We start from the raw sequence: 26,852 nt of genomic DNA on the forward strand, positions 1-26,852 counted from the left end.
GCAAAACTACCTTTCGCTCAAATCATAGGCTAAAAATCTGGTAAGCAGCCTGTAACGCAGAAAATATTCAGCAAATTTGCCCAGCTTGCGGCTACTTAGATTCGGCAAGAAACTCATTTCTCAGCAAATCGTCTTCCTATGAATAGACAACTTCTCCCACGGACTCTGTTGGTCATCAGCCTGAGTGTACTGGCGGGTCTTACACTGGCTGGCCCCGCCCCAAAGCCGACGGCTGTTCGGAAATATACCATCGAGCAGTTCATGAAGACCATCCGATTCGGCGGGTCCGACATCTCGCCCGACGAGCAGACGGTGCTGTTCAGCAGCAACCAGGATGGCGTGTTCAATCTCTACGAAATTCCGTTCAATGGGACGGGGCAGCCCAAACAGTTGACCACGTCGAAAACGAACGCCATTTTTTCCATCGGCTATCTGCCCGACGGGCGGATACTGTACAGCAGTGACCAGGGGGGTAACGAACTGAATCACATTTATTTGCGGGAGAAAGGTGGGAAAGTCACTGATCTGACACCCGCCGAAAAAGCTAAATTTCAGTTTGCCGGCCTAAGCCATGATCGTAAGAGTTTCTTTTATCAGTCGAACCAGCGCAACCGGGCTGCTTTCGATGTGTATGAAATGAACCTGACTACGTTAAAACCAAGCTTGATCTTTGAAAATCCGGGCGGCTTTTTCCCCGGCGACGTATCGCCTGATAAACGGTACATCGCGCTGGCCAAAACCATCACGACAACGAATGGCGACGTGTTTCTGTATGACACAAAAACCAGGGAAACCAAACTGCTGACCAAACACGAAGGTGAGGTGAATAATAGTCCGGAAGGCTTCACGCCCGACGGGAAGAAACTTCTGATTTCGACAGACGAAGGCAATGAGTTTGCTTATGTTAAAGTGTATGACCTGGCCACCGGGCAGAGCACTGTTCTCGACAAAGCAAACTGGGATATTTCATCGGATTACCTGTCGTACCATGGCCGCTATCGTGTGTTGTCGGTAAACAACGATGCCCGCACCGAACTCAAAATCATTGATACGCGTACCAATCAAGCCATAAAATTACCCGCTTTGCCCGGTGGCGACGTAACGGGGGTGAACATTACCGACAGCGAAGGTCGAATGACGTTTTATGTAAACAGTTCTAATTCGCCCGCGACACTTTATTCGTACGACTTCAAATCCGGGAAAGTTACGCCACTGGTGCGGGGCCTGAATCCTGAAATCGATGCCAACGACCTGGTTGCTGGTGACGTTGTGCGCTACAAATCATTCGATGGGATGGAAGTGCCTGCGTTGCTGTATAAACCGAAAGGGGCAACCGCTGGTGATAAACTCCCGGCTATTCTGTCTATTCATGGTGGGCCGGGTGGCCAGACACGCCTGACATATTCACCTTTGGTCCAGTATCTGGTAAACAGCGGCTATGTGGTATTGGCCGTCAACAACCGGGGGAGTTCAGGATACGGCAAAACGTTTTATGCCGCCGACGACCGCAAACATGGCGATGCCGATTTGAAAGACTGTGTTGAGTCGAAGAAATTGCTGGCCGCTACGGGCTATGTAGACCCGGCCAGAATCGGTATCATGGGCGGCTCCTATGGCGGCTATATGACGCTGGCCGGCCTGACCTTCACGCCCGACGATTTTGCTGTTGGCGTCGATATTTTTGGTGTGGCAAACTGGCTTCGCACCCTGAACAGCATGCCCGAATGGTGGGGACCCCAGCGCGACGCCATGTTTAAAGAAATTGGTCATCCGAAAACAGACTCCGTTGCCTTATACAACAAGTCGCCCTTGTTTCATACCCAGCGCATCAAAAAGCCTCTACTGGTCATTCAGGGAGCCAATGACCCGCGCGTATTGAAAATTGAATCGGATGAGATCGTGGCTAATGTGAAGAAAAACGGTGTTCCCGTCGAGTACGTCACGTTTGCGGATGAAGGGCATGGTTTCGTGAAGAAAGAAAACGAAATCACCGCCTATAAAGCGGTGAAAGAGTTCCTGGATAAATACCTTCGAAGTCCGAATGTACTGAGGTAGCTGCCGACCGACGACAACTACTCATTTTCAATGGAGTCGATGATTTTGGTAATGGTGCTGCGCTGAGCGGGACTAACGGCCTCTGAAAGGGCGGTTAGTTCTGCTTTCAACGTTTGCCATGCCGGTAGGCTCAGAACAATAGCATCGGCCTGAAACTCGACCTGATTGCCCTGGTCGGTTTGCGTAATGGGTAAGGGTTCCAGAACGGTTCGGGCAAATTCCATACGAACCCGTTCTTTCACAAACGGAACCGGATCGAGGTTCGCGTCTTTCAAAATTTGTTTACTGTATACTTTTGTTTTCTTCCACCACATACGCGTATTGTCTTACGAGGTTTCCCTCAAGTCTCCTAATTGAGAGACCAAAATTAAGGTAAGCTTTTGGGTTACCTCAGCGAATTCACGTGTCGATAGAAAAATTTCACGCCAAGAAATGTGTAGAGCAGTAAGGCGCCGGATTCGAGCGTGGCTTCCAGATGATTCTGCCCGTAAATCCCGTTTGAAAAATCCTGAATCCAATCAATCATCATGGCGCAGTAGCCGAAAAAGGCTGCCGATGCGCCAATAAGTAAGATCAGTAGAAAGAATGTCTTATTCATAATTCGTGAGTCCGCCAGGGGGCGTCAATGTTAACAGGTAATCGTAAAGCTTATGACTCCTAAATTTGTAAATGGTTTAAATAGAACGGATACTTTTTTTAATAATCTAGTATACGGTAAAAATTGATCGGCTGACCGGGCACCGGATACATTAAAATTGGCTTATTCATGCAAGTTTAATGTATTCTGGCGGTAAACATATAACAATTCTGAGGAAGTGGTTTATAAACTTGTTGACGGCATCTTCGACAAGTATACGTATCCATACGTACTTTTGCCGACTTACCTATTGTGTTTCTACTATGATTGCGGTCATTCAACGCGTTTCTCACGCTTCCGTTACTATTGATAATCAGGTAAAAGGTCAAATCGGAACCGGATTTCTCATTCTGCTGGGTATTACCCATTCCGATACTGGCGAAGATGTTGACTGGTTGAGTCGAAAAATTGTGGGCATGCGAATTTTTAGCGACGAGGCCGGAAAGATGAACCTCGATCTGGCAGCCGTTGGAGGTGATATTTTGTTGATTAGCCAGTTCACGTTACACGCCAGTACCAAAAAAGGGAACCGTCCCAGCTTTATCGAAGCCGCCCGGCCGGAAGTGGCTATCCCTTTGTACGAAGCGATGAGGACTCAATTATCGGCGGAGTTGGGAAACCCAATTCAGACGGGGGAGTTCGGGGCCGATATGAAAGTGTCTCTGCTCAATGATGGGCCAGTAACTATTTTGATCGACTCAAAAGATCGGATTTAAGGTCAGTCATGACCAATATGTTACCGTTATCCGTTACTTTTACTAAAACCGACCCCAACTGTGAGCCGGTGAATTTTGCCGAATGGATTTTTTACCCCCCGATATAACGGCCTATGCCGATGCCCATACCTCGCCCGAGAGTGAGTTGCTGCATCGGCTCAACCGAAATACCCACGCCCACGTAATGGCTCCCCGAATGCTGTCGGGGCATATACAGGGCCGCTTTCTATCAATGATTTCGTGGATGATCCGGCCCCGGTACGTACTTGAAATCGGTACCTACACGGGCTACTCGGCCCTCTGCCTGGCCGAAGGGCTGGCCGATGGGGGGAAGCTCATCACGATCGATCAGAACGAAGAACTGGAAGAATTTGCCCGGTCCTACTGGCGGCAGTCACCGCTCAACGATGCCATTGATTTTCGCCTTGGACAGGCAGCGGATATACTGCCAACCCTAACCCAAGCGTTTGACTTGGTGTTTATCGACGCTGACAAGCGGAATCTGTCTCTTTATTTTGACCTAATAATTGACAAGCTGCGACCCGGCGGCTTCATCCTGGCCGATAATGTCTTGTGGTCTGGCAAGGTGGCTGGGCCGGTAAAACCGTCGGACCTGGATACCCTTGCTGTACAGGCCTTTAACCAAAAAGTTCATGCCGATCCGCGCGTAGAGAACGTATTGCTGCCCGTCCGGGATGGGATTATGATACTTAGAAAACGGAATTGATTTACTGACAATGACAATGAATAAACTGACTTCTTCCCTAATCTTTTGCCTCGTTCTGATCGGAGTACAGGTATCGGCCCAAACCACATCGATTCCGACTGTACCGGAGCAGGTAACGTTTGCCGATATATCGGTTCGGCTGAATCCCGATGCCCGGCGTATTGTGCAGCAGGATGTGAATGCGTTGCTGGCTAACCGGCAATACTGGACAGCTAAACTTGATCGGGTGGTTTTGTACTTTCCCATGATCGAGTCCATTCTGATCGACGAAGATGTTCCGACCGATTTTAAGTACCTGGCTGTTCAGGAAAGTTCGCTCACACCCGATGCCGTATCGTCATCGACAGCTGTTGGCTACTGGCAGTTCAAGCGTGAAACCGCCATTGATAATGGGTTGCGCGTGGATGAAGAAATCGACGAGCGAAAAAGCATTACCAGCTCTACACACGGAGCGGCTAAATACCTGAAGAAAAACAACAGCCAGTTCAACAACTGGGTTGCTTCGCTATATTCCTATTACCTCGGGGCGGGTGGCATTACCAAGCTGATTCCGCCCGATTGGGCTTACGCCCGCGAAGTAGCCCTGGACGGTAACACGGATCGGTACATTCTGCGGTTCTTTGCCCACAAGGTAGCCATCGAGAGTGCACTGAAGTTCCATCAGACGAGCAACCGGTTTGCGCTCATCGAATACCCGAACGGGGGCGGTAAAACCATGCGTTCCATTGCTGAGGAACTGGGCGTCGATGAATTTGAACTCCGCAAATACAATCGCTGGGTGCTGGGCGATGGTGTGCCGACCGACAAAGTCTACGTCATGGCGATCCCTGTTGCCAGCGACCAGATCAACGATGTTCGGCAGAAGATCGTAAATGTCGATTCGAAAAAAACGCCCGAGTTCGTTCAGAATGACGTTGGTTTTCCTGTGCTACGGCGCGTAACGACGGGTATGAGCAGCAAAACCGATCCGGTTCTGTACGAGATCAACGGCTTGCCGGGTATTCAGGCGCAGGCCGGTGATAACGCTGGCTCATTGGCACGGAAAGCCAAAATCAGTTTGTCGAGTTTTTTGCGGTACAATGATATGAGCGACCGCGATCCGGTACTTGTCAATGATGTCTATTACCTGGCGAAGAAACGCAAAAAGGCACTGGTGCCTTTTCATACCGTTCGCGAGGATGAAACGGCCCGGAGCATATCGCAACGCTACGGACTTCGGCTAAAAAAATTGATGCGGTACAACCGCCTGGATCGGGTCCAAAAACTGGCTACCGGGCGGGTTATGTGGCTCCGCGAACGCCGACCTAACAACAAGCCAATCGAAATTATCAACTCGCCTACGGCACCGGTCTACGACCGCACGCCAACTCCTCCCGCACGTCAGGATGTGGCATCGGCGTCAACGGGTGGTGCCGCCCGGCCCGTTTCCGGCAGTGATGGAATTCCACGCAATGCTTCGGAACGAAAAATGTATCAGCCCAAATTAGTTGGTGGCGGAGTAACCCCGAACGATGGTACATCGGAGCCGGCAACTCCCCAGCGGTCGGAGCCCCAACGGCCGTCTATCCAGCCCACGACAAGCCCTGCCCCAACCACAACCCGGCCGCCTGTACCCGCCAGCACGAATCGGTCAGAAACGAGCGATGGATCGCAGCGGGTAGTTATTGTGCGAACGCCCGATGGACCGGAACCAACGAAAACGGTACCGGTTGCTACTACGCCCGAGCGCGACAGGGTGGACAGCAACCCCGTAACGACTACCTCAAGACCCAAGGATACTTATGCAAGTACTCCCCGCCCGAAGCCAGCTCGGGTAGCCGATGCGGATATGGGTCGCCCTGACGTGGGCCGCCCCGAAACGGGTAAATACGAGGGGCCACGGGAGCAGCAGGCTGATGGGTCATTGACCATTCCGACTGCCGCGCCAACAACCAAAGCACCACCCCGCCCGGCTCCCCCCGTCGTGACCAGAACGGAAACTCGCCCGGAAGCCCCCGCTGTAACCAGAACGGAAACCAAAGAGGTGTCGGAATCGGTTTCAACCCGTCCATCGACGGCTGCTGCTGTGAACCGGTCGGCGGCAACGCACACCGTAGAACCAGGCCAGACGTACTACAGTATTTCCAAACTCTATGGCTTGACGGTTGATGAGCTGCTTGCCATCAATGATCTGACCACCGCCGATAAACTCGAAGTTGGAAAAAAACTAGCCGTGAAACTCACCCCCGGCGGTCGGCTGGTGAAACCATCGGCATCGGTGATGGCCAAAACAACCACGGCACCTGAGTCGGCCGTTACTTATCATACCGTGGCAAAAGGTGAAACCATGTTCCGGATTTCGCAAATCTACGGGGTCTCTATCGAGCAGATACAGACCTGGAATAACCTGACGGATGCCGGTGTCAAAGTGGGGCAGAAAATTAAGATTATGAAACCTTAAAGGCTTGAATGACTCTTTTCGAAAAAAGCTGTCCCAGAGCGGGACAGCTTTTTTTATTGGCAGGGGTTATTACAAAAATTTGTCAGCCAACCCGTATCTTTACATACATGATACTGATTGACAATACCTGCATCAGCGACGACGTCGCCGAAAAATTCTTTGTGTGTAACTTAGATAAATGCAAAGGCGCTTGTTGCGTTGAAGGCGATATGGGCGCGCCCCTGGAAGGCGACGAACCCGCTATTCTGGATCGAATTTATGAAGATGTAAAGCCCTATTTATCACCGGAAGGGATTCGGGTTATTGAACAGAGAGGGGGCTACGAATCCGACGAAACCGGTGGTTTTGTAACCACAACCGTAGCTGGACGGGAGTGCGTGTATGCGACCTGGGATAATCGCGGTATTCTCAAGTGCGGCATCGAAGAAGCCTACAATGATGGAAAGGTCGATTGGAAAAAGCCCATCTCCTGCCATTTGTATCCGATTCGTGTCACAAAATACGAGTCATTCCATGCCTTGAACTATGATCGCTGGCCAATTTGTAGTCCTGCCTGTGGCCTGGGTGAACAACTGAATGTGCCCATTTACAAATTTGTCCGGGAAGCGCTTGTGCGGGCCTACGGTGAAGAATGGTATGGCCGCTTATCGAAAGCGATCGAAGAGAAAAGTGACATTTAACGGGTTACGCTGCCCACATAGTCAGCCGAAAAAAGAGGGCCGATTTATCTGCAAACTGACAGGCAGCTTCCAGATAAATCGGCCCTCTTTTTTTATGCCCGTAAGTTGTTCTGATTGCCCTGGTTGTTTTTCAGAAGTATGATCTGAACAATCAGGGCATACGAGCAAGTATTGAGCCGTTGCGCTACATAAAAAAATGATACTAGTTCACCGGCAGGTTCGAAGAAAAGCCTGTTCTGATCATAAGTTAGGTAAAACTTAACGTATAGCCTTTACCGTCTACACGCCGTGAAGCCTCACGCAACCAGACTGAGCGATTCAATAAGGCCCGTACTAAATTTTCCGATAGCCCCCTTTGGCAGATAAAATTATAAATCCGCATAGATTCAGATAAAAAAAAGAATATATCTTTAACCATTAAATATATTTCGTTCATAAAACGGTGTCATAAAGTTCGTCTATTTTAGTTTTAATAGATTAAGGAGAATGTACTGTAGATAATCTTGTATGCATTTTGGAGCTAATCGTTTAAGAGAAGTGGATGTAAAAAATGTCGGTGGGTTATAAGGAACATGGACACCAATCTATCGTATATATACCGGTGTATCGCCTGGAGTCTACCGAATCTCGACGATCATCGGCGCTTTTCTAAACAACTGGTTTCCAATAATCCGGACCGGCTGATGCCTTTGGTGTCGGGTTCGCCCTTGGTAGTAGGCCCGGTAACGATCACGCACCAGCAAAAGTCATCCCAACAGCCACTGGAGTCATTTCTGCGGCAGTCGGGCACAACTTCCTTTCTGATCATTCATCAGAACGAGCTGGTCTATGAAAATTATTTCGACGGTTACACGGCTACCAGTGTTGTCACATCCTTAGCGGTCACGCATGCATTAGTATCGGCACTGGTAGGAATCGCCTTGAGCGAAGGTGCTTTGCCCGGTTTGGATAACCCTGTTTTGGCGCAACTCCCCGAACTAGCCAATCACATCAGCCCGGCGTTAACAATCCGGCATTTACTCTGTATGAGTTCCGGTCTTTTGTACCGAGAAGGTGGAATGCCCTGGTGCGATGAGGCCCGTATTCAGTACAGTTCTGATTTACGTCAACAGCTCCTTCACTGTGAATCCATCGAACCGGCCGGCCGCTATTATCATTACAATGCCTACAACTTGCTGTTGCTGGGGCGCCTACTGGAGAACACCACGGGCCTGGCTGTACCCGATTATTGCGCGCAGAAACTATGGAGCCGGATGGGAACCGAGCGGCCAGCTTCCTGGAATATCGATAGCCGTAGTTCCGGTTTTGCGAAAATGGATACTGGCTTTAACGCGACTGCCCGCGATTTTGCCCGACTTGGCTTGCTCTACGTAAATCAGGGTCGGTTTGAGAATCAGCAAATTATTCCGGAAGCCTGGATCAGGCAGAGCACCAGTACACCGCTATTCGACGAAGCGGCCGATTATCAACGGTACCTGAGCCGCAACAAACCACCCCTTGGGCAGTGGATATCCAGCCCGATAGGCTATTACAAATATTTATGGTGGGGGTACCATAACGGCCCGCACCAAGAAGCCGATTTTTTTGCGCTGGGCGATCAGGGGCAATTTATTTATTGCAGCCCGCTCCATGAAACGGTCATCGTCCGTTTTGGGAAACGATGGGGAAACATCGATTGGTGGCCGGTTTTATTCCGGGAGTTGATCGCAGGCATGAAAGCTAAAGGCGAATGACTATCAACGAAAAATAGTCAGGATGATTCAGCCCAAGGCTTTCCTTGTGTGCGGCCTGTATGCTTACTTTGCCGATCGGAACAACTAGCTGGCCGTGTATGCCCGAACAACGTGATTACTTTGAGGAAGTCTATGAGGTTGTCCGCCTGATACCCAAAGGCCGTGTGACAACCTATGGAACGATTGCCCGTTACCTGAGCCTGCGGGCCGGTGCCCGCATGGTGGGCTGGGCCATGAATGGGAGTCATAGCCACCCCGACGTACCCGCTCACCGGGTGGTCAATAGTGTAGGCGTGTTAACGGGAAAACACTTCTTCGGCGGACCAACTATTATGCAGCAACTGCTCGAAGATGAAGGCGTTCGGGTCGATAATGATCGGGTCGTCGAGTTTAAAACCCGTTTTTGGGACCCTATGGTCGAACTAGCCCTATAGCCGTCAGGCTGGCTGTTGTTTCGACTGGACTGCATCGATCAGGGCCTCAACAACATCCTTTATTTGCTGAATCAGGATGGGATCGGTCAGGTGACCGCTGGCGTCGATTTTTGTTTTAACGAACGGCACGATGAGCGAAGCTTTTTCAGGCAGTTGAGCCGTCAGAATTCCAAGTGTATACGACAGCGAGGCATGCGCCCGTGAACCACCCGTATCGGATGGCCCGGCACTGATAATCCCAACGGGTTTGTCAACAAATTCACCCGATGAAGCCAGCCAGTCGAGCATATTTTTCAACGTACCCGGTATCCCGTGAATATACTCCGGGGTACAAAAAAGCACAGCATCAGCGTCTTGAAGTAATTGTCGGAGTGCATCGATCGACGCCGTTTTGTTTTCTTTATCACGTTCAGGGCTGAAAGCAGGAATAGTATCCAGTCCATCGTATAGCGTGACGGTTACCGAAGCCGGAGCCAGTTCGGCAGCAGTGCGTAGGAGCGCTGTGTTCGTAGAGCCAGCCCGAAGACTACCTGATATGGCGAGGATGTGCATGGCCGTGGTGCGTTGATATCTACCGCAACACCTTTGTGATCTCGTTTAGTTTCTCCATTTTCTGCACGAAATCACCTTTAAGTTGATTTCGGATGGCCGTCAGGTTGTCCAGGGTTTCCTGCAAACTGTCGGGTAAAATGTCTTCGAGAACTTCCCGGAACCGCTTGGCAAATGTGGGCGATTTACCGTTGGTGGATATGGCGATTTTCAGGTCTCCTTTCTTTACGACCGAACTCAGGTAAAAATCGCACAAATCGGGTGTGTCCGCTACGTTGACCAGAATTCGTCTGGCTTTGCAGTCTTCCTGCACCTGCCGATTTACCGCCTTATCATTGGTGCCGACAATAACCAGGTCTTTATCCGAAAGATAAATAGCGTGATAGGACTCCTGGATGAGGTGTAGTTTCGGATACTGCCGCGCTATATCCTGGATCTCGCTCCGAATTTCAGACGCCACCAGCGTAACGTTGGCCTCCGGCGAATTACCCAGCAGAGCTGCAAGCTTTTCCAGCCCAACATACCCTCCACCCACAATGAGCACGTGCAGGTTTTCAGCCTTGACAAAAATAGGGAAGAGGGTATTCATAAGAACGGGTTGTAAATAACGTAATACAAAAAAGTCGTAAGTCGCAGCAGGAGTAAGACGCGGGTGTCAGACAGACCATACGGTCCCGTGACAAACTTACGACTTCTATACCTACTTTGACTTACGACTTTTGCAACTTGAAACGCTTATTCACCTAGAATTTGAATCCCAGGTTCACCCCTAATATCCGGCGCTTGCTGTTGCCACTGGTGATCACGTCAGCAAATCCGTAGTGGTAGACGAAATCCAGTGTGATTGGGCCTGCATCGAACCCTAGGTTAGCCAGACCGTTTACCGTAGCTGCCTGAAAATCAGCATTACCCAGGTTAAAGTCGTTTTTGTCCGTGCTCAATGGTGTTGCGTATTCAGCACCTACCGCCAGCCGAATACCCGATACGCCACGATCTGACTGCGCCAGTTTTACACCAATGTAAGCTGGTATATGCAGGTAGCGCTGGTCAATGTTGCCGATGATTTCACCCGCGTTGGCGGCCTGGCCGTCACCTGCTTTGTAAAATTGCGAACTCGACGTTAAGTATTCTGCGCCAATCTGGCCATAAACCCGGCCACCGGCCCGTACCAGAAAGCCAAGCTGGTAACCTAGCCGTCCTGTCAACCCCTGTCCCGAGGTAGTCTCACCTTCAAAGCGGGTTGAGTTAGCTCCGCCATATACGCCAAAGGTAAAATGCTTGTAGTTCTCACGACGCTCCTGCCGCTCGCTGACGATTTGATTGCGCTGTCCATCTTCAAACCCTTCGTCGTACGCTTTGCTCAAATCGGCTTCGTCATACATGCGGTCATCTCGCCGACTGTCGCCCCGCCGTTCTTCGTACCGATTATTGTACCGAGGTTCTTCTTGCTCCCGACGGTTATATTCCCGGCGCTCGTCGAGCCGCTCTTCCATGCGTCGGTCATCTCTGCGCTCATCGCGCCGGTACGAGCGATCATTGCGTTCGTACCGATCATAGCGGTCGTCATACGAATTTTGTTGGGCGAATACAAGGCTCGTACTGCATACGCCTGCTGCCAGAAGAACTGTTTTAGTCAATGTTTTCATAGTGTGACACGTTGAGTATTTATTCCTACAACCGCCCACAGATGGGGAATGTTTGGGGGAATAAATGATATCTTGGGGTGCTGACGGTATAAAAAAGCCGCCCTCGTTGGAAGGCGGCCTTAATTAATTCACTACGTGATATTAGAATTTAAACCCAACGCTTGCGCTCAGGATACGGCGTGACGAACCGTTGAAACCAGTCGACGTTACATTCCCGTTAGTTGGATTTTTGATTGAATCGCTCAAACCATAATGGTAAGTAAGGTCGATCAGCAGGGGACCAATATCAAAGCCCAGTTGGCCCAGACCATTGAAGGTACCGCTCTTGATCTCCGAGTTGCTCAGGTTAAACTGACCGCTGTTCGAATTAATCCGGTTCGCATACTCTAACCCAACTTGCAGCCGGATAGCCGAAATACCACGATCCGATTCAAGCAGTTTGTAACCAACATACACAGGGATTTGGATGTACTGGATGTTGATTTGGTCCTGAATCTGGCTGATTGTCTGACCGTCATTTCTCGTAAAATAGTTCGAGCTAGAGGCAAAGTACTCTGCACCTAATTGACCGAAGAACCGGCCACCGCCCCGCACAAAGAAACCAGCCTGATAGCCCAAACGTCCCGAAATGTCGCCACCGGTTGATTCGCCTTTAAGTTTTGTTGAGTTCAACCCAGCGTAAATACCGAACACAAAGTTTTTGTAGTCTTTGGTCGCTTTCACACGCTCCGGACGATCTGTATCGACAGTGGTCGTGGTGGTCGTAACGTCCGTTGGCGTACTGTTGGTCGAGTACGTTGTGTTAGGCGTTGTCGTTGAGCTGTTCGTGTTCATCGAGTTCGACATGTTATTGGTCGAATTCGTGCTGTCGGTCGTTACTGGCGATGTATACGAAGCGTTCGTGGTTGTACCTGTTGTCGAGTAGGTATTGGTTGTGGTTTGGGCGTTTGCAAAGCCGATACCACAGAGGCATACTGCCAAAAGTGAAAATTGCCGTTTCATAGCGTTTTGTTTTATTGCGTTGAGTTATACAACAATGGGATGTAATTGTCATTACACCCCATTAACAGGCCGCCGTTTAGCAATGTTTTGAACTATTCTAATTTTTGAAAAATTTTAATTTGTCGAACGAGTAAAAAAATAGGCTGTCATACTTTCATATACCTACGCTGTCCGCATCGCTTTGAAAGCGTTCATCAGCCCGTTTGTCGAGCTATCATGTGAGCTGACAGGGGCATCGTTCTGAAGCTCGGGCAGAATGCGGCTGGCTAACTGTTTGCCCAGTTCGACGCCCCATTGATCGAAGCTGAAAATATCCCAAATAACGCCCTGGACAAAGATTTTGTGCTCGTACATGGCAATCAGACTGCCAAGCGTTCGTGGGGTTAATTTCTTGAATAAAATAGAATTCGTTGGTCGATTTCCCGAAAACATTTTGAACGGAGCCAGGAACTGAATCTCCTCTTCGGCCTTGCCTGATTTACGTAATTCGTCGGCTGCTTCCTGCTCTGTTTTGCCGTTCATCAGAGCTTCCGTTTGGGCAAAATAATTAGCCATTAAAATTTTATGATGTTCGCCGATGGGGCGCTGACTGATGGCCGGTGCTAGAAAATCGCATGGAATCAGTTTCGTTCCCTGGTGAATCAGCTGGTAAAAGGCGTGCTGGCCGTTGGTGCCGGGCTCTCCCCAGATGATTGGCCCAGTCTGATAATCGACAGGATTTCCGTCGCGGTCAACCGATTTGCCATTACTTTCCATGTCACCCTGCTGGAAATAAGCCGCAAAGCGGTGCATATACTGATCGTAAGGCAGGATGGCTTCGGTTTGGGCGCCAAAAAAGTTGTTATACCAAATACCCACCAAAGCCAGGATAGCGGGAATATTTTGATCAATGGGTGTGTCGCGGAAATGCTCGTCCATCGCATGAGCACCCTCCAGTAACTCCTCGAATTTGTCGAAGCCTACATACAGCGCAATGGAAAGCCCAATGGCTGACCAAAGCGAATATCGGCCGCCCACCCAATCCCAGAAGCCAAACATATTGTCGGGATCGATACCGAATTTTTCAACGTCTTTCTTATTGGTCGACAGAGCCGCAAAATGTTTGGCAATGGCCGCTTCATCCTTAGCCGAATCGAGAAACCACTGCCGTGCCGTTTGTGCATTGGTCATGGTTTCCTGCGTGGTAAAGGTTTTGGAGGCAATCAGGAACAGCGTTGTTTCGGGACGAACGGTCTGCAACGTTTCGTAGATGTGTACGCCATCAACGTTGGAAACGAAATGAACGCGCAGCTTTTTGTCATCGGCATAAGGTTTCAGTGCTTCGGTTACCATAACGGGGCCAAGGTCTGAACCACCAATGCCAATGTTTACGACATCGGTAATGGCTTCACCGGTATACCCTTTCCACTCGCCCGACCGGATCCGTTCCGTAAACGATTTCATGTGCGCCAGCACTTCGTTCACCTCGGGCATCACGTCGTTACCATCGACCAGAATAGGGGAGTTGGAGCGATTCCGCAGGGCAATGTGCAGTACGGCACGGTCTTCGGTCCGGTTGATTTTATCGCCCGAGAACATCTTACCGATGGCGTCTTTCAGGCCCGCCTGTTCAGCTAATTGTTCCAGTAAACCGAGGGTCTCGGCGGTGATACGGTTTTTGGAGAAGTCGAGGAGTATGTCTTCAAACTGGCGCGTGAACGTATTAAAACGTTCAGGGTCCTGGGCGAACAGATCGCGCATGTGCTGATCTTTGAGACTGTCGTAATGGGCTTGAAGTTGATTATAAGCCGGTAAACTGGTGAATCGATGATTAGCGAGCATAAGGGGTTGCTGGTTATAACGGTTGCGATTTACGGTATTCGGTATGTAACGTTTCCCTGGCCTGTGGGGACACAGGCCATTTCGCGTCAGCCAACGTTACCATCCGGATGGAGTGGCCCGTGGGGACACAAGCCACGGAGTTGAGAGACAACGAATACCAAAAACCATAAACTGACTTGTCGGCGCGAATATCGGTAATCCCGGCAATCTTTTTTCGGCTATTTTTACACGTTCTTTTCCAGGGAAAGGAGCTCATTAGTGACATTTTATACTTCCTTAATGAATCAAAAACTTTTTTATTCGTTGGTGCTGCTCGTTACAGGGGCCTTGTTCTTTATCCCATTTCTGGGGGGCGTCCGACTGTTCGACTGGGACGAAATCAACTTTGCCGAGTGCGCCCGTGAAATGATTGCCCTGGGGGATTATCTGCACGTTCACATAGATTTCAAGCCATTTTACGAAAAACCACCGCTGTTTTTCTGGTTTCAGGCGGCTATGATGAACCTCTTTGGTATCAATGAATTTTCGGCGCGGCTACCCAATGCCATTTGTGGTATCATCACCTTGATTTACCTCTACAACCTTGGCCAAAAATTACATGGCCATCGGTTTGGCTGGTTGTGGGCACTGGCTTATTTGGGGTCGGTAACGCCCCATCTGTATTTCCGGTCGGGCATTATCGACCCATTTTTCAACCTGTTCATTTTTGGTGGTTTAGTCAATCTGATCTTTGCCTCCTGGAAACGGGAACGCCTTGGGGGGGCGATGACGGTCCCCAAAAATGAGTGGACATACATTCTGATCGGTGGCCTGGTACTGGGCCTGGGAATTATGACCAAAGGGCCGGTAGCCTATCTGATTATCTGTCTGGTTCTGCTCGTTTACTGGATGTTGAGCCGCTTTCGCTGGTTTATTTCTCCCTTGCAATTTCTGGCTTTTTCAGTGGCTGCGGCCTTTGTATCGCTGTCGTGGTACGGGCTGGATATTTTTCTGCATGGCCCGGAGCTGATGCGTAACTTCCTGGCTTATCAGTTTCGGCTGTTCAGTACACCCGATGCGGGCCATGTCGGCTTTCCCGCCTATCACGTTATTATTCTGCTGGTGGGCTGTTTTCCGGCATCTATCTTTGGCATCCGAGCTTTCGGTTCGCTTTTTATCGAGCGGAATTACCAGCGGGAATTCCGAAAATGGATGCTCATCCTGTTCTGGGTTGTGCTGGTTCTGTTCAGCATTGTGCAGTCGAAAATCGTGCACTACTCGTCCCTGTGTTATTTTCCCTTAACCTACTTTGCTGCGCTGACGCTGATGCAACTGGAAGAACGCAAAATCCAGTTCAACAACTGGATGCGGGCGGGTTTGCTGGTGGTCGGCGGTATTTATGTAGCCGCCATTGTTGGCCTGCCCATCCTGGCTCATCGTATGGATATCGTGAAATCGTATGCCGACCAGGATGCGTTTACCCAGGGCAACCTGGATGCCAAGGTGAACTGGACCGGTTGGGAGGTGTTGCCGGGTATCTGGCTGTTGGTCATTCTGGTGCTGGCGATCATCTGGTTCAACCAGCGCGAGACAGCTCGTGCATCGGTAACGCTTTTCGGGGGTATGGCCATCTTTATTACCTTGACACTCTGGTTTTTTATTGGCCGTATCGAAGGCATTTCGCAGGATGCGGCCATGCGTTTTTTTGAGCGCGCCCAGGGGCAGGACGTCTACGTACGAACCTTCGGATACCATAGTTATGGCCCTTATTTCTATACCCGGAAACCGCCAGTGACGAATCCCAACTCCTATAACGACGAATGGCTTCTGCGGGGCCGAATAGACAAAGATGTTTTGTTTATTCGCAAAGCCAGCGAACAGCCAACCCTGCTCGATTCGTTGCCCGATGTTCGAAAAACCGGCGAAGAAAATGGCTTCGTTTTCTATCAGCGAAAAGCAAAGTAAGGCCCAGGCTCTCCCTGAAACGTATCAGAATTGACTCGATTTAAACCGTTGGGGTAGGCCGCGAGTTATACCGGCATGGATACTCCAATGACGTTATCACCTGTCGTATTAGCTCGTACCTGGCTCCGCCGGATGACCCAATCTGTTTGGGTAATTGGTCTGGCAGGGGGCCTTCTGGCCTGTACTAAAAGCAGCCAGCCAGGTACTGGCTCTCAGAAAAAGCTCCGGGTTTCTGTTGGCGAAATTAAAGAAATTTCGGTCCCAAGCCGTGGCGATAACTCCGTCGAGCTGATTGGCACATCCGATAATCAGGAAGTCGTGGAAGTGTCCCGCCAGCAACTCGCCCCAGCCGTTGATACACTGAAACGTACGGGGGCCAGCCCAACGGTTTTTCAGATAAAAGGTGTTACGGTGGGTACGGCAAACGTTATTTTCTCGGCTAAACCAATGAATGCCGCCGGAAGCGGGCAACCTCTTCGAACGTACGTGGTACAGGTTGTGGCCAAATAACGCGGACAAAACGTCCGCGTTACGCTAGGACCAATACGCAAATTTCTTCTTGGTGAATATCGACTTAGGGATCATGGCATGAACGCCCAATGTCTGATCCACTACCTGACTAACTTCAAAATCGACACCGGTGCTGGCAATGGACAGCGCTTCGTTAAACGTAAAGCCCAGTTCATCCTTTATAAAGGCGCAGGCTTCCGAGAGCGCATTTTTCATCGCCTTGTTCAGATCTTTATCCAGACCCACGGCAATAAAGTGGGTTGGCGTTTCGGCCCGAGGCTGTTTCAGCGTTTTACCTTTGTGAACAATGAATTTGACGGTGAGGTTGATGGCGGTTTCTATAGCCACGCCACTCACTTCACCGTTGCCCTGCGCGCCGTGTCCATCGCCGGTTGTGAACAGCCCGCCCGGTACCGAGACGGGGAGGTATAAGGTCGTGCCTTTGACTAAATGCTTGATATCCAGATTACCCCCATAAAATCCGGGTGGAATTGAACTCTGGCGGCCCATGTCGGCGGGAGGTGACAGGGCCATGACACCCATAAATGGCTTGAGTGGAATATCGACACCTTCTTTCAGCGAGCCCGTTTTTCGTTTGGCGTCATACCGATAAACAAATGTTTCGCGGGTTTTAACTTCGTCTGGAATGCCTCCTCCGCCCGGCCAGACACTATTGACGCCAAAGCCCGCCGGAAAGGTTAGATCGAGAATTCGGATTTCAAGACTGTCGCCGGGCTGGGCGCCCTCAATATAAATGGGGCCGGTGAGCATATGTCCGCGAATACCCGACGGCTCGGGTTTCACATTTTTCATAATGGCAATCACTTCCTGCGCGTGCTGGTCGAGAGGTAAGTTATTTTTGGTGTAAAACTCTTCCGGATTTGTGCGGCTCACACCCGACGGATTGACGGTTTGAATCTCAACTACATCGCCATCTTTCACTTTGTACACCGGCGGGACATCTGCCCCGAAATAGCCCCAGACCATATTCTCGGGTAGGGAGCGAACGACATGATCGGGTTTTAGCGGAGTCGTAGCCGGGTGTACTGCGGTAGTGTTCGCCGTTTTGGAATCAAGTACGGCTTCGGCAGTCAGACTGCCTGTTGAGAGGAGCGCCAGGCCATTTCGGGTAGTTTTGTGTAAAAAAGAACGCCGGGATGTTTTCATGAGGTTGTATGGGAAACGAGATTGTTGAATAGGCGTAGTAAGATAGGGAATCGGCGGGCAATTGGGTAGCGAAGCCGTCATTCAGTCTGAATTAACGTGTCTGTATCCTGAACAACCCGCTTATTTAGCCAGTTACGTTCCAGAATTAATCTGATTTCTCTGTGTCTGTACAGCCCGTTTCAACCAGTGCTTCGTCTGCGCCCAACAAGTGGATTATTCTGGGAACGATCATGTTTGGTACGTTCATGTCTACGCTCGACAGTAGCATTGTCAACATTGCCCTGCCGACTATCCGCCGGGAACTGGGCGCTGGCGATAGTGTAGAGTGGATCGTCTTGTGTTATCTCCTGACAACGACCAGTACGCTCCTTATTATGGGTAAACTGTCGGACTGGGTCGGCCGTCGGCAATTGTACATCACCGGTTTCTGCGTGTTTGTGCTGGGATCGCTGCTTTGCGGGCTAGCCTGGAACTTGTGGTCGCTGGTGGGGTTTCGGGTGCTTCAGGGAATCGGCGCATCCATGATCTATGCCGTGGGTCCGGCCATAATCAGTGATACATTTGCTCCTCAGGAGCGGGGACAGGCTTTAGGCCTGATGGGCTCCATTGTAGCCGCTGGTTCCAGCGCGGGACCCGTTATCGGTGGCTTTTTGCTCGGCAAATTTGGCTGGTCGAGTATATTCTTCGTAAACGTCCCCATTGGCTTGCTGGCCATCTGGCGGGCCTGGACAATACTGCCCGAAAGTCCTAAAGTAACGAATCAACGGTTCGATCTGGTTGGGGCGGGGTTATTTCTGGTAGGGGTTGTCAGCTTACTTACCGGGCTGGATTTCGGCCCGGAACCTAGTTATGGCTGGGATGATACACTTGTTATCGGACTGCTGTCGATTGGTGGTATTCTGCTGGTGCTTTTTTTAATCTGGGAAATGCGGGTCAGCGAACCTATGTTACGGCTCAACCTGTTCCGTATCCGGCCTTTTACGGCGGCTATTCTGGCCGCGTTCTGCGGATTTATTGCCTCCGGGGGCAACCTATTTGTGATTCCTTTTTTTCTGCAGCAGATACTAGCCTTAAATCCTGGGCGGGCGGGACTGATTTTGTTAGCGGGCCCGTTGACACTCAGTGTTATTGCTCCGTTGGGGGGCTACCTGTCTGGCCGTGTCAGCACCCGGTGGTTATCAAGTTTTGGTTTGTTGATGACGGCAGGCGGCTATTTTGCCTTTTCGTTTTTGGATGCCAGCTGGGACTGGAAAGACGTGGTCTGGCGAAGTGCACTGGTGAGTCTGGGTTTTGGCTTATTTCAGTCGCCCAACAGTAGTAGTGCCCTCAATGCGGCCCCGCTGGAACAACGTGGTATTGCCAGCAGCATGATTGCGTTTATGCGCAACCTGGGATTTGTAGTTGGTATTGCGCTGGCCGCTGCCGTTTGGTACAGTACCCGCAATCGGTATGCACTGGCGCACGAAATAACGCCCGAAGCCACAGCCGCTCAACTTTTGGGGATGCACTATGCCTACCTCACGATGGCAGGACTGGTGCTGACCGGAGCCCTTATTTCGCTAACGCGTGGCAGGTCCGCTCAGCCGGCAGCCGTCACGACTGCCGATGGGCAAACGGCTGGTCTGGCTACTTGATGTTCGATTGGATGCCCGCAGGGGCTAATGGAAAATCTGCGGGCACCCATTCAACAATCAGGTTATCGCTTCGGTCCAATCGAATCATAGATGACCACTTTTTCCCAGAGTGACGCGTAGTTCTTCCGGAAATCATCGTGGATAGGGTGTTTCTGGTAAGCTTCCTCATCGGCGGGGCTGTCGAAAAAGCACAGCCATGAGTAGGTATAAGACCGCTCAATGACCTCACGGTTCGTCGCTGCGGGTGTACCGATGTTGACCATTTTAATGGTGGGGCATTTTGCCAGCTTATTCAGGCCCTCCAGCAGCTTGGCTTTATCGGCTTCACTGCCAGCGTTTTTTAAGTAAAACAGAACATGGTGGACGAATATTTCCTTTGGGGCACTTGTAACCGATGGAAGCCCGGCGCCTAACCCGGCCGCAACACTCTTTTTTACGAAGCTTCTCCGCGATTGCTCTTTCATGTATTAATCTGGTTATTGGATTTGCGACAAAACGATTGTTTTCGGAAGCAAAAATGCCAAACGATTTAGCTTTAGGCAAATCCGGCTGAAAATCAGTACGAAAAAGCAGTTTGTAAGGTTATCGCTAGCCGTCAATAGTACCTTGTAAGACTACAAACGCGCTCTGTTTCTATCCTTATAATAAACTTTTGGGCGTTTGACATGTCTATAGAATGAATTTGTTACCATTAATAGCCCTTTATTCACTCAAAAACTCAGCTTATGAAACGTGTCATCTTATTAATTACTACCATGAGCTGGCTACCCTTCACGAGCCAGGCTCAGACAAATACAAACCCAAGCCTGATGCAGGCGTTAATGCAGGCGGTTAGCTCAGCTACTGTTTCTGACGCTCAGGTCGCCGACCTATCGCGGCAGGCTATCAAGGAAATGGATGCTAAGAACCCCGTAGCTGCGGCCAACGATCCCTACACATTACGTCTGAACAAGATCGTTAGTCGCCACCAGACTATGGGCGGCTTGCCGCTCAATTACAAAGTGTATAAAGTGCCTGATGTCAACGCTTTTGCTACCGCCGATGGAAGCGTACGTGTTTTCAAGGGGCTGATGGATATTATGAGCGATAACGAATTACTCGCGATTATGGGCCATGAAATTGGCCACGTGATCAACCATGACTCCAAAGATGCTATGAAGAGAGGCCTTCAAATGTCGGCTGTTCGCACAGGGATCGCTTCACGATCAGGGACAATAGGAAAGATAGCTCAATCGCAGCTAGGCGATGTGGCTGACTACTTAATGAGTGCCAAATTCAGTCGCCAGCAGGAAACCGAAGCGGATGATTATAGCTACGATTTCCTGAAGCGTAATGGGTATAATGTGATGGCACTGGCTACGTCGTTTGAGAAACTTGCCAAACTGAACGGCGGGGCGAAGAGTGGCAAGCTAGCGTCGATTGTATCAACTCACCCCGATAGCCAGAGTCGCGCTCAGCGTGTCCGCGATCGTGCCCGGCGAGATGGGTTAGCGAAGTAACCAGCTAAGAAGCGATTAACGGGTTAATCGCTTCTTGCTCGGTTTTACGGAAGTTTCCTATGGATTCGAAGAGTCAGCGGGCGCGACCATCAGACCCCGTAGCACCGTTTCTGCATGTTGTCTGGCAAGGGTGCCCAGGTCCGGGGCATGGTCACTGGCTGTACCGAGTACCTCATGGAATAGTAACGCCATCACTATCGGGCCGACAATCGAGAACGCGTGAACCTTTGGATCACCGGACTGGACCTCGCCACGGGCTTGTGCTTCGGTAATCAGACTTGTTAGCAGCGAAAGCAGTTTAGCCACAATATTGTCGTGCCAAATGCGGGCAAGGTCAGGAAAGCTGCGGCTCTCGCTAATGACCAGCCGGGCCAGAGCCGGGATATGGCTCTGGCCCATCCCCTCGGCTGCCCGTATGAGCAGGGTCGGTACGAGTTCGCGAAGTGACCCCTGAAAAGCACTGGCCACCTGTTCGATCGCTTGCAGGTGGGTCTCGACCGCAAACTGCACGACTGCCCGAAACAGGTCTTCTTTCGTGTCGTAATAACGATACAACGTTCCTTTGACGATGCCGGCACGCTTGGCAACATCGTCCAGTTTAGCAGCTGCAAAGCCCTGTTCGATAAACACTTGCATGGCTGCTTCAATAATCTCGGTTGGGCGTGCCTCCTTACGCCGATTCCACTTAGGTTTATTGTCCATAACGTCTAGTTCTCCCCATGAGCCTTAAGCATCTGGATTAATTCCGCGCTCATTAAAATACCGCTCTAGTGTTGCTGTCGATGCGTTCGGGTCCGCCAGAGCAACGTAGGTGTCAGGCCGCAATATATAGACTGCGTCTTTCGCCAGTCCGGCTTTCTCGTGCTCAGGCTGCCAGACAAAACGATGAAGTGGGAGCTGATGTTGATTGCACCAGGCGTTTAGATTCGCTGAAGGTTCGCCATAGACATGCACCTGCCACCCGATTGTCGAGAGCGGTTCATAATTGTCTGCACCCGGAAGCGGTACCCAGGGCAACCGGTCTCCGCCCTGAACGCTACCAGCTTTGCCGACACTCAACGGACTTTCGTGGTAATTCAGCGTCGTTTGTGATACGACCCGGAACATATACTCCCGCACGTCTTCCATTTTATACGCGATACTGGCGAAGATGGGAGCTATGCGCGTCCGTACAAAGTCAGCAAAACCGCCTTCGGCTGTGGCAAACGTGAATAGGCGATCGGTAGTTTCGACAAGCTTATGCGCGAATGCCTGACGCTCTGTCTCATAGCTGTCGAGCAGACTATCGGGCGCTTTCCCTTTCACCACGGCTGTAAGTTTCCAGGCTAGGTTGATCGCGTCCAGAATTCCCGTATTCATACCCTGGCCCCCAGCCGGGCTGTGTACGTGTGCGGCATCGCCGAGCAAAAAGACACGGCCCTGGCGGAAACGATCCGTAACGCGGTGGTGAACCCGATAGGTGGAGAACCAGTTCACGTTATTGATTTTGACGTGAAGGCCATTTATGGCCTCATGGCCAACATCCTCGAACGTGAGGTTTTCGGGGTGTTCGGCGCGTTCGTCACGAACAGTGCCAATCAATCGGTATTGACCAGGCTGACCATAGGACATCATCAAGACGAATTCAGATTTGTCGAAAGCAATATGGGCTTCCCCGCCTGGCTCGATTCCGCTGGCTGAAACGTCGGCTACATAGAATAACTGTTTGTAGGTGCCGCCCTCGAACCCGCTGCCAATTTGGTGACGAACCGGCGAGCGAGCGCCGTCGCAGCCAGCCAGGTATAGTGCTTCGCAGGTTTCTTCATGTCCGTCTTTATGCTTCAGGAGAGCGGTAACCTTATCTCCGTTGTCTTCGAAGAAGACCAGTTCGGTCTGTCGCTCGACTTCGATTCCCAGTGCCTGCAGCCGATCCACTAAGAATCGCTCGTGGCGATCCTGAGGATAGACCAGTACAAAGGGATAGGGCGAGATATCATTGCCCGCATCAACCAGTTTGATCTGAGCTTTCCGCTTTCCGCGTGCCCACATGTTCATAGCCGGGGTTTTGTAACCAGCCGCTACGACCGCATCGGCCATGTTGAGCTGACGATAGAATTCAAGCGTTCGGGCCTGAACAGCCATAGCGCGCGAAGTCTCACCCGGTCCACTGCTCTTATCAATAATCCTGACGCGAAGTCCTTGCCTGGTGAGCCATAAGGCCAGAACCAAGCCGGTGGGGCCAGCCCCAACAATGAGAATGTCTGTCTTTGCCATATCCGTTCCTTTTTTAAGTTAATGACTATTGAGTCATTAAATAATATGAGGAGTCAACGTGATGGATAATGCATAAGTTCAACCCTTATATCGACTGGCTGAGCAATTCTGGCTTCCTCCTAATTCTAGTCAGTATTCACCTGTTGGGTGGTTCTACCTTCCGAATTTCGGTGGCGCTGAGGGTAATGGTAAATTCGCGCCGTTTGCTGTTCCAGCAGTGAACCCGTTCCCCGTATTGACTAATGACCGGTACAGGCCAGTCAATATCGGGGTTGACGGCTTGTTGCTCGTTTATAGCCTCTTCATCGACTAGCGTTACCCAGTCATTCACTTTAAACTCGTGTTTTGGCATAGCTTGCTGGCTGCGATATACGATTCAGTATTCGTTGAAATCTCTATGGCAGATTATATGGATACTCATCGGTTAAACTACTACTTTCTTAACAAGCACCAGCGTTTCCATTTTCATTGCTGCACTTTTCAGTGTCAAAAACGCTACAGATTACTAAATGGATGTAAACAAAAAAGCCCGGTTACTTCGCAGCAACCGGGCTTTTCATTATTAATTAATTACAGTTCAATTTCCGCATCCAGATTAGTAAAGGCGATCTCGCCGTCACTATTGAGTTCCATCAGCACAACGGAGTCTTTTTTGACTTCGCCCGACAGAATGCTCTTGGACAGCTCATTGAGTACCCGGCGTTGTAATACCCGCTTCAGCGGACGGGCACCAAACTGCGGATCGAATCCTTCTTCGCCCAATTTGTCCAGCACTTCGTCGGTAGCATCGAGCTGAACGCCGTTTTCGTTCAGACGCTGCTTGATCTGACGGAACTGAATGTCTACAATCTTGCGGATGTTGGCCTTCGTCAGCGGCTCGAACATCACAATCTCGTCGATCCGGTTCAGGAACTCGGGTCGTATGGTTTGTTTGAGCAATTCCATCACGGCCGATTTCGCTTCGTCCAGTACCAGCGAGTGGTTCCAGCCTTCATCTTCGGTAAACTTCTCCTGAATCAGGTGACTGCCAATGTTCGAGGTCATGATGATGATCGTGTTCTTGAAATTCGCTACACGGCCTTTGTTGTCCGTTAGGCGTCCTTCGTCGAGCACTTGCAGCAGAATGTTCCAGACATCGGGGTGTGCCTTTTCAATTTCATCGAGCAGTACAACGGAGTATGGTTTCCGACGGACGGCTTCGGTCAACTGGCCACCTTCGTCGTAGCCCACGTATCCCGGAGGTGCACCAATCAGGCGACTCACGGCGTGGCGTTCCTGATACTCCGACATATCGATGCGTACCAGCGCATTCTCATCGTTGAACAGGTATTCGGCCAGCGTCCGGGCAACTTCGGTTTTACCAACACCCGTGGTGCCGAGGAAGATAAACGAGCCGATCGGCCGTTTGGGGTCCTGCATACCGGCCCGGCTCCGGCGAACAGCATCGGCTACTACCTCAATGGCTTCTGCCTGACCTGCTACGCGTTTGCCCAGCTCTTTTTCCAGGTTGAGCAGTTTTTCGCGGTCGCTTTGCAGCATTTTCGATACCGGAATGCCTGTCCATTTCGCAACTACTTCGGCAATGTCATCGGCGCTAACTTCTTCCTGCATCATTCGCTCAGAATTCTCCTGCCCAGTTCCTTCTTTGGCGAGTGCATTAAGCTTCGCTTCAATTTCCGGTATACGACCATAGCGAATTTCGGCAACTTTACCATAATCGCCGGAGCGTTCGGCCTGGTCGGCTTCAAAACGAAGCTGATCGAGTTGCTCTTTCAGCGTCCGGCCTTCGTTGACCGATTCTTTTTCCGATTCCCATTTGGCTTTCAGGTCGTTACGTTGTTCGCTGAGATCTTCGATCTGCTTGTTGAGCAGCGTTTCTTTTTCCTTGTCGTTCTCACGCCGAATGGCCTCGCGTTCAATTTCCAACTGCATGATCCGGCGGTTCAGTTCATCGAGTTCTTCAGGAACCGAATCCATTTCCAGGCGCAGCTTGGCGGCCGCTTCATCCATCAGGTCAATGGCTTTGTCGGGAAGAAAACGATCGCTTATGTACCGTGTCGAAAGCTCAACGGCGGCAATGACCGCATCGTCTTTAATCCGAACGCCGTGGTGCAGTTCGTATTTTTCTTTGATACCGCGCAGAATCGAAATGGCATCAGTCATGTCCGGTTCATCAACCATCACGGCCTGGAACCGGCGTTCGAGCGCCTTATCTTTCTCGATGTATTTCTGGTACTCTTTCAGCGTGGTGGCACCAATGGTATGCAATTCACCACGCGACAGGGCTGGTTTCAGCAGGTTTGCTGCGTCCATAGCCCCTTCACCACCGGCACCCGCCCCAATGAGCGTGTGAATCTCGTCGATGAACAGAATAATCTGCCCATCCGAATCCGTAACTTCCTTGATAACAGCCTTCAGCCGTTCTTCAAACTCGCCTTTGTATTTGGCCCCGGCAATGAGCAGACCCATATCGAGCGAGACGATAGTTTTGGTTTTCAGGTTTTCCGGAACGTCACCCGACACGATTCGTTGGGCCAGCCCTTCAACGATGGCCGTTTTACCAACGCCGGGCTCGCCCAGCAGGATGGGATTATTTTTGGTCCGGCGGCTCAAAATTTGCAGCACCCGCCGAATTTCTTCATCACGGCCAATGACCGGGTCAATCTTACCGGTTCTGGCTCGTTCGTTCAGGTTGATGCTGAACCGTTCCAGCGATTGATATTTAGCTTCTGCGTTCTGATCTTTCACCGAATTTCCTTTTCTAAGTTCGTTGATAGCCGCTTTCGTTTGTTTCTCATTGAAACCGGCATCTTTCAATAACGTTGCAATTTGGTCTTTACCGGCCATTAGTCCCAAAAACATAAGCTCTACGCTCACAAATTCGTCGCCGAATTCTTTGGTATAACTACTGGCTTTAGCGAGGGCCGCAGTCGTGTCATTCGACAGATAGACACTAGCATTTCCGCCCGAAACCTTGGGGTAGGTGGTCAGGATAGCGTCCAGAGCACCGCTGGTATTTTTTAAATTGATTCCCGCTTTTTTGGCGACGAAACCAATAACGTTCTCATCTTCCGACAGAATTGCCTGTAGCAAATGACCGGTTTCGATCCCCTGCTGGCCGTTGCCCAGGGCGATCTCCGATGCCTTCTGCACGACCTCCTGTGCTTTTATGGTGTAATTCTTGAAGTCCATGATGGTATAGGGTAGTTTACTTGACGACAGTATACTAACAAATCGCGGGCCGGGCTGTTTTTTCGGACATTTTGGCGTATAAAAGCACTGTAGCCCTGTTTTTTAGGCCATAATGTCTTATTAATTGCTCAAAATGGGACATATTTTTAGTGAGGAATTGTATATGCCTTATCCTGTCCCTGTTCGGACAGTACCCGGCCTTATGAATCATAG

The 26,852-nt window shown here is 50.6% G+C and carries 24 protein-coding genes; 11 read left to right on the plus strand and 13 right to left on the minus strand.

What is annotated here, in order from left to right; genetic code table 11:
- Positions 1-138: 138 nt before the first annotated feature.
- Positions 139-2,055, plus strand: a complete 1,917-nt coding sequence (locus ACYU8Y_RS15605) for a S9 family peptidase (RefSeq protein WP_460938807.1) — start codon at positions 139-141, stop codon at positions 2,053-2,055.
- A 17-nt stretch (positions 2,056-2,072) separates the two neighbouring features.
- Here ACYU8Y_RS15605 and ACYU8Y_RS15610 read toward each other — a convergent pair whose 3' ends face one another.
- Both ACYU8Y_RS15610 and ACYU8Y_RS15615 read right to left on the minus strand, forming a co-directional pair.
- Positions 2,073-2,369, minus strand: a complete 297-nt coding sequence (locus tag ACYU8Y_RS15610) for a hypothetical protein (protein ID WP_460938809.1) — start codon at positions 2,367-2,369, stop codon at positions 2,073-2,075.
- 71 nt (positions 2,370-2,440) lie between these two features.
- The gene (locus ACYU8Y_RS15615; protein WP_460938810.1) at positions 2,441-2,653 is read right to left on the minus strand and encodes a hypothetical protein; all 213 of its coding nucleotides are present in this window, start codon (positions 2,651-2,653) and stop codon (positions 2,441-2,443) included.
- 302 nt (positions 2,654-2,955) lie between these two features.
- Here ACYU8Y_RS15615 and dtd point away from each other — a divergent pair, with 302 nt between their 5' ends.
- The 6 genes from dtd (at position 2,956) to ACYU8Y_RS15645 (ending at position 9,422) form a co-directional block, all read left to right on the plus strand.
- Positions 2,956-3,408, plus strand: a complete 453-nt coding sequence (gene dtd, locus ACYU8Y_RS15620) for a D-aminoacyl-tRNA deacylase (protein WP_460938812.1) — start codon at positions 2,956-2,958, stop codon at positions 3,406-3,408.
- A gap of 82 nt (positions 3,409-3,490) precedes the next feature.
- Positions 3,491-4,135, plus strand: coding sequence for an O-methyltransferase (locus ACYU8Y_RS15625; protein ID WP_460938814.1), 645 nt, complete (start codon positions 3,491-3,493; stop codon positions 4,133-4,135).
- Between the two features lie 16 nt (positions 4,136-4,151).
- Entirely contained in the window at positions 4,152-6,575 is a 2,424-nt protein-coding gene (locus ACYU8Y_RS15630) for a LysM peptidoglycan-binding domain-containing protein (protein WP_460938816.1), read from the plus strand.
- A gap of 107 nt (positions 6,576-6,682) precedes the next feature.
- Positions 6,683-7,255: a DUF3109 family protein gene (locus ACYU8Y_RS15635; RefSeq protein ID WP_460938818.1), complete on the plus strand. Its 573-nt coding sequence runs from the start codon at positions 6,683-6,685 to the stop codon at positions 7,253-7,255.
- Positions 7,256-7,827: 572 nt separating this feature from the next.
- The gene (locus ACYU8Y_RS15640; RefSeq protein ID WP_460938820.1) at positions 7,828-8,988 is read left to right on the plus strand and encodes a serine hydrolase domain-containing protein; all 1,161 of its coding nucleotides are present in this window, start codon (positions 7,828-7,830) and stop codon (positions 8,986-8,988) included.
- 98 nt (positions 8,989-9,086) lie between these two features.
- Positions 9,087-9,422: an MGMT family protein gene (locus tag ACYU8Y_RS15645; RefSeq protein WP_460938822.1), complete on the plus strand. Its 336-nt coding sequence runs from the start codon at positions 9,087-9,089 to the stop codon at positions 9,420-9,422.
- Between the two features lie 3 nt (positions 9,423-9,425).
- Here the strand turns inward: ACYU8Y_RS15645 and ACYU8Y_RS15650 are convergent, their stop codons facing one another.
- The 5 genes from ACYU8Y_RS15650 to pgi form a co-directional block, all read right to left on the minus strand.
- Entirely contained in the window at positions 9,426-9,974 is a 549-nt protein-coding gene (locus ACYU8Y_RS15650) for an NADPH-dependent FMN reductase (protein WP_460938824.1), read from the minus strand.
- A gap of 19 nt (positions 9,975-9,993) precedes the next feature.
- The gene (locus tag ACYU8Y_RS15655) at positions 9,994-10,560 is read right to left on the minus strand and encodes a precorrin-2 dehydrogenase/sirohydrochlorin ferrochelatase family protein (RefSeq protein WP_460938826.1); all 567 of its coding nucleotides are present in this window, start codon (positions 10,558-10,560) and stop codon (positions 9,994-9,996) included.
- 154 nt (positions 10,561-10,714) lie between these two features.
- Positions 10,715-11,617 carry a hypothetical protein gene (locus tag ACYU8Y_RS15660; RefSeq protein WP_460938828.1) on the minus strand — a complete coding sequence of 301 codons (903 nt, stop codon included), beginning with the start codon at positions 11,615-11,617 and terminating at the stop codon, positions 10,715-10,717.
- Between the two features lie 141 nt (positions 11,618-11,758).
- Complete coding sequence (locus ACYU8Y_RS15665) at positions 11,759-12,619, minus strand: porin family protein (RefSeq protein ID WP_460938830.1); 861 nt, start codon at positions 12,617-12,619, stop codon at positions 11,759-11,761.
- Between the two features lie 162 nt (positions 12,620-12,781).
- Positions 12,782-14,440: a glucose-6-phosphate isomerase gene (pgi, locus tag ACYU8Y_RS15670; protein ID WP_460938832.1), complete on the minus strand. Its 1,659-nt coding sequence runs from the start codon at positions 14,438-14,440 to the stop codon at positions 12,782-12,784.
- Between the two features lie 279 nt (positions 14,441-14,719).
- Here pgi and ACYU8Y_RS15675 point away from each other — a divergent pair, with 279 nt between their 5' ends.
- Positions 14,720-16,384 (plus strand): ArnT family glycosyltransferase, encoded by a 1,665-nt coding sequence (locus ACYU8Y_RS15675; protein ID WP_460938834.1) that lies wholly within the window; start codon positions 14,720-14,722, stop codon positions 16,382-16,384.
- An 87-nt stretch (positions 16,385-16,471) separates the two neighbouring features.
- On the plus strand, positions 16,472-16,894 hold the full coding sequence (locus ACYU8Y_RS15680) for a hypothetical protein (protein ID WP_460938836.1): 423 nt from the start codon (positions 16,472-16,474) through the stop codon (positions 16,892-16,894).
- A gap of 24 nt (positions 16,895-16,918) precedes the next feature.
- Here the strand turns inward: ACYU8Y_RS15680 and ACYU8Y_RS15685 are convergent, their stop codons facing one another.
- The gene (locus ACYU8Y_RS15685; RefSeq protein WP_460938838.1) at positions 16,919-18,061 is read right to left on the minus strand and encodes an acetamidase/formamidase family protein; all 1,143 of its coding nucleotides are present in this window, start codon (positions 18,059-18,061) and stop codon (positions 16,919-16,921) included.
- A 161-nt stretch (positions 18,062-18,222) separates the two neighbouring features.
- On the opposite strand from ACYU8Y_RS15685, the gene ACYU8Y_RS15690 reads away from it, so the two are divergent.
- Positions 18,223-19,695, plus strand: coding sequence for an MFS transporter (locus ACYU8Y_RS15690; protein ID WP_460938840.1), 1,473 nt, complete (start codon positions 18,223-18,225; stop codon positions 19,693-19,695).
- Between the two features lie 62 nt (positions 19,696-19,757).
- On the opposite strand, the gene ACYU8Y_RS15695 is transcribed toward ACYU8Y_RS15690, so the two are convergent.
- Positions 19,758-20,159 (minus strand): Dabb family protein, encoded by a 402-nt coding sequence (locus tag ACYU8Y_RS15695; RefSeq protein ID WP_460938843.1) that lies wholly within the window; start codon positions 20,157-20,159, stop codon positions 19,758-19,760.
- Positions 20,160-20,450: 291 nt separating this feature from the next.
- Between ACYU8Y_RS15695 and ACYU8Y_RS15700 the strand changes: the two genes are divergently transcribed.
- Positions 20,451-21,194 carry a M48 family metallopeptidase gene (locus ACYU8Y_RS15700; protein ID WP_460938845.1) on the plus strand — a complete coding sequence of 248 codons (744 nt, stop codon included), beginning with the start codon at positions 20,451-20,453 and terminating at the stop codon, positions 21,192-21,194.
- Positions 21,195-21,251: 57 nt separating this feature from the next.
- Here the strand turns inward: ACYU8Y_RS15700 and ACYU8Y_RS15705 are convergent, their stop codons facing one another.
- The 4 genes from ACYU8Y_RS15705 to clpB form a co-directional block, all read right to left on the minus strand.
- Positions 21,252-21,896, minus strand: coding sequence for a TetR/AcrR family transcriptional regulator (locus ACYU8Y_RS15705; protein ID WP_460938847.1), 645 nt, complete (start codon positions 21,894-21,896; stop codon positions 21,252-21,254).
- A 24-nt stretch (positions 21,897-21,920) separates the two neighbouring features.
- Positions 21,921-23,447 carry an FAD-dependent oxidoreductase gene (locus ACYU8Y_RS15710; protein ID WP_460938849.1) on the minus strand — a complete coding sequence of 509 codons (1,527 nt, stop codon included), beginning with the start codon at positions 23,445-23,447 and terminating at the stop codon, positions 21,921-21,923.
- Between the two features lie 136 nt (positions 23,448-23,583).
- Positions 23,584-23,799: a hypothetical protein gene (locus ACYU8Y_RS15715; RefSeq protein WP_460938851.1), complete on the minus strand. Its 216-nt coding sequence runs from the start codon at positions 23,797-23,799 to the stop codon at positions 23,584-23,586.
- Between the two features lie 218 nt (positions 23,800-24,017).
- Complete coding sequence (clpB, locus tag ACYU8Y_RS15720; RefSeq protein ID WP_460938853.1) at positions 24,018-26,639, minus strand: ATP-dependent chaperone ClpB; 2,622 nt, start codon at positions 26,637-26,639, stop codon at positions 24,018-24,020.
- Positions 26,640-26,852 lie beyond the last annotated feature (213 nt).

It is taken from the genome of Spirosoma humi, from assembly GCF_054776575.1.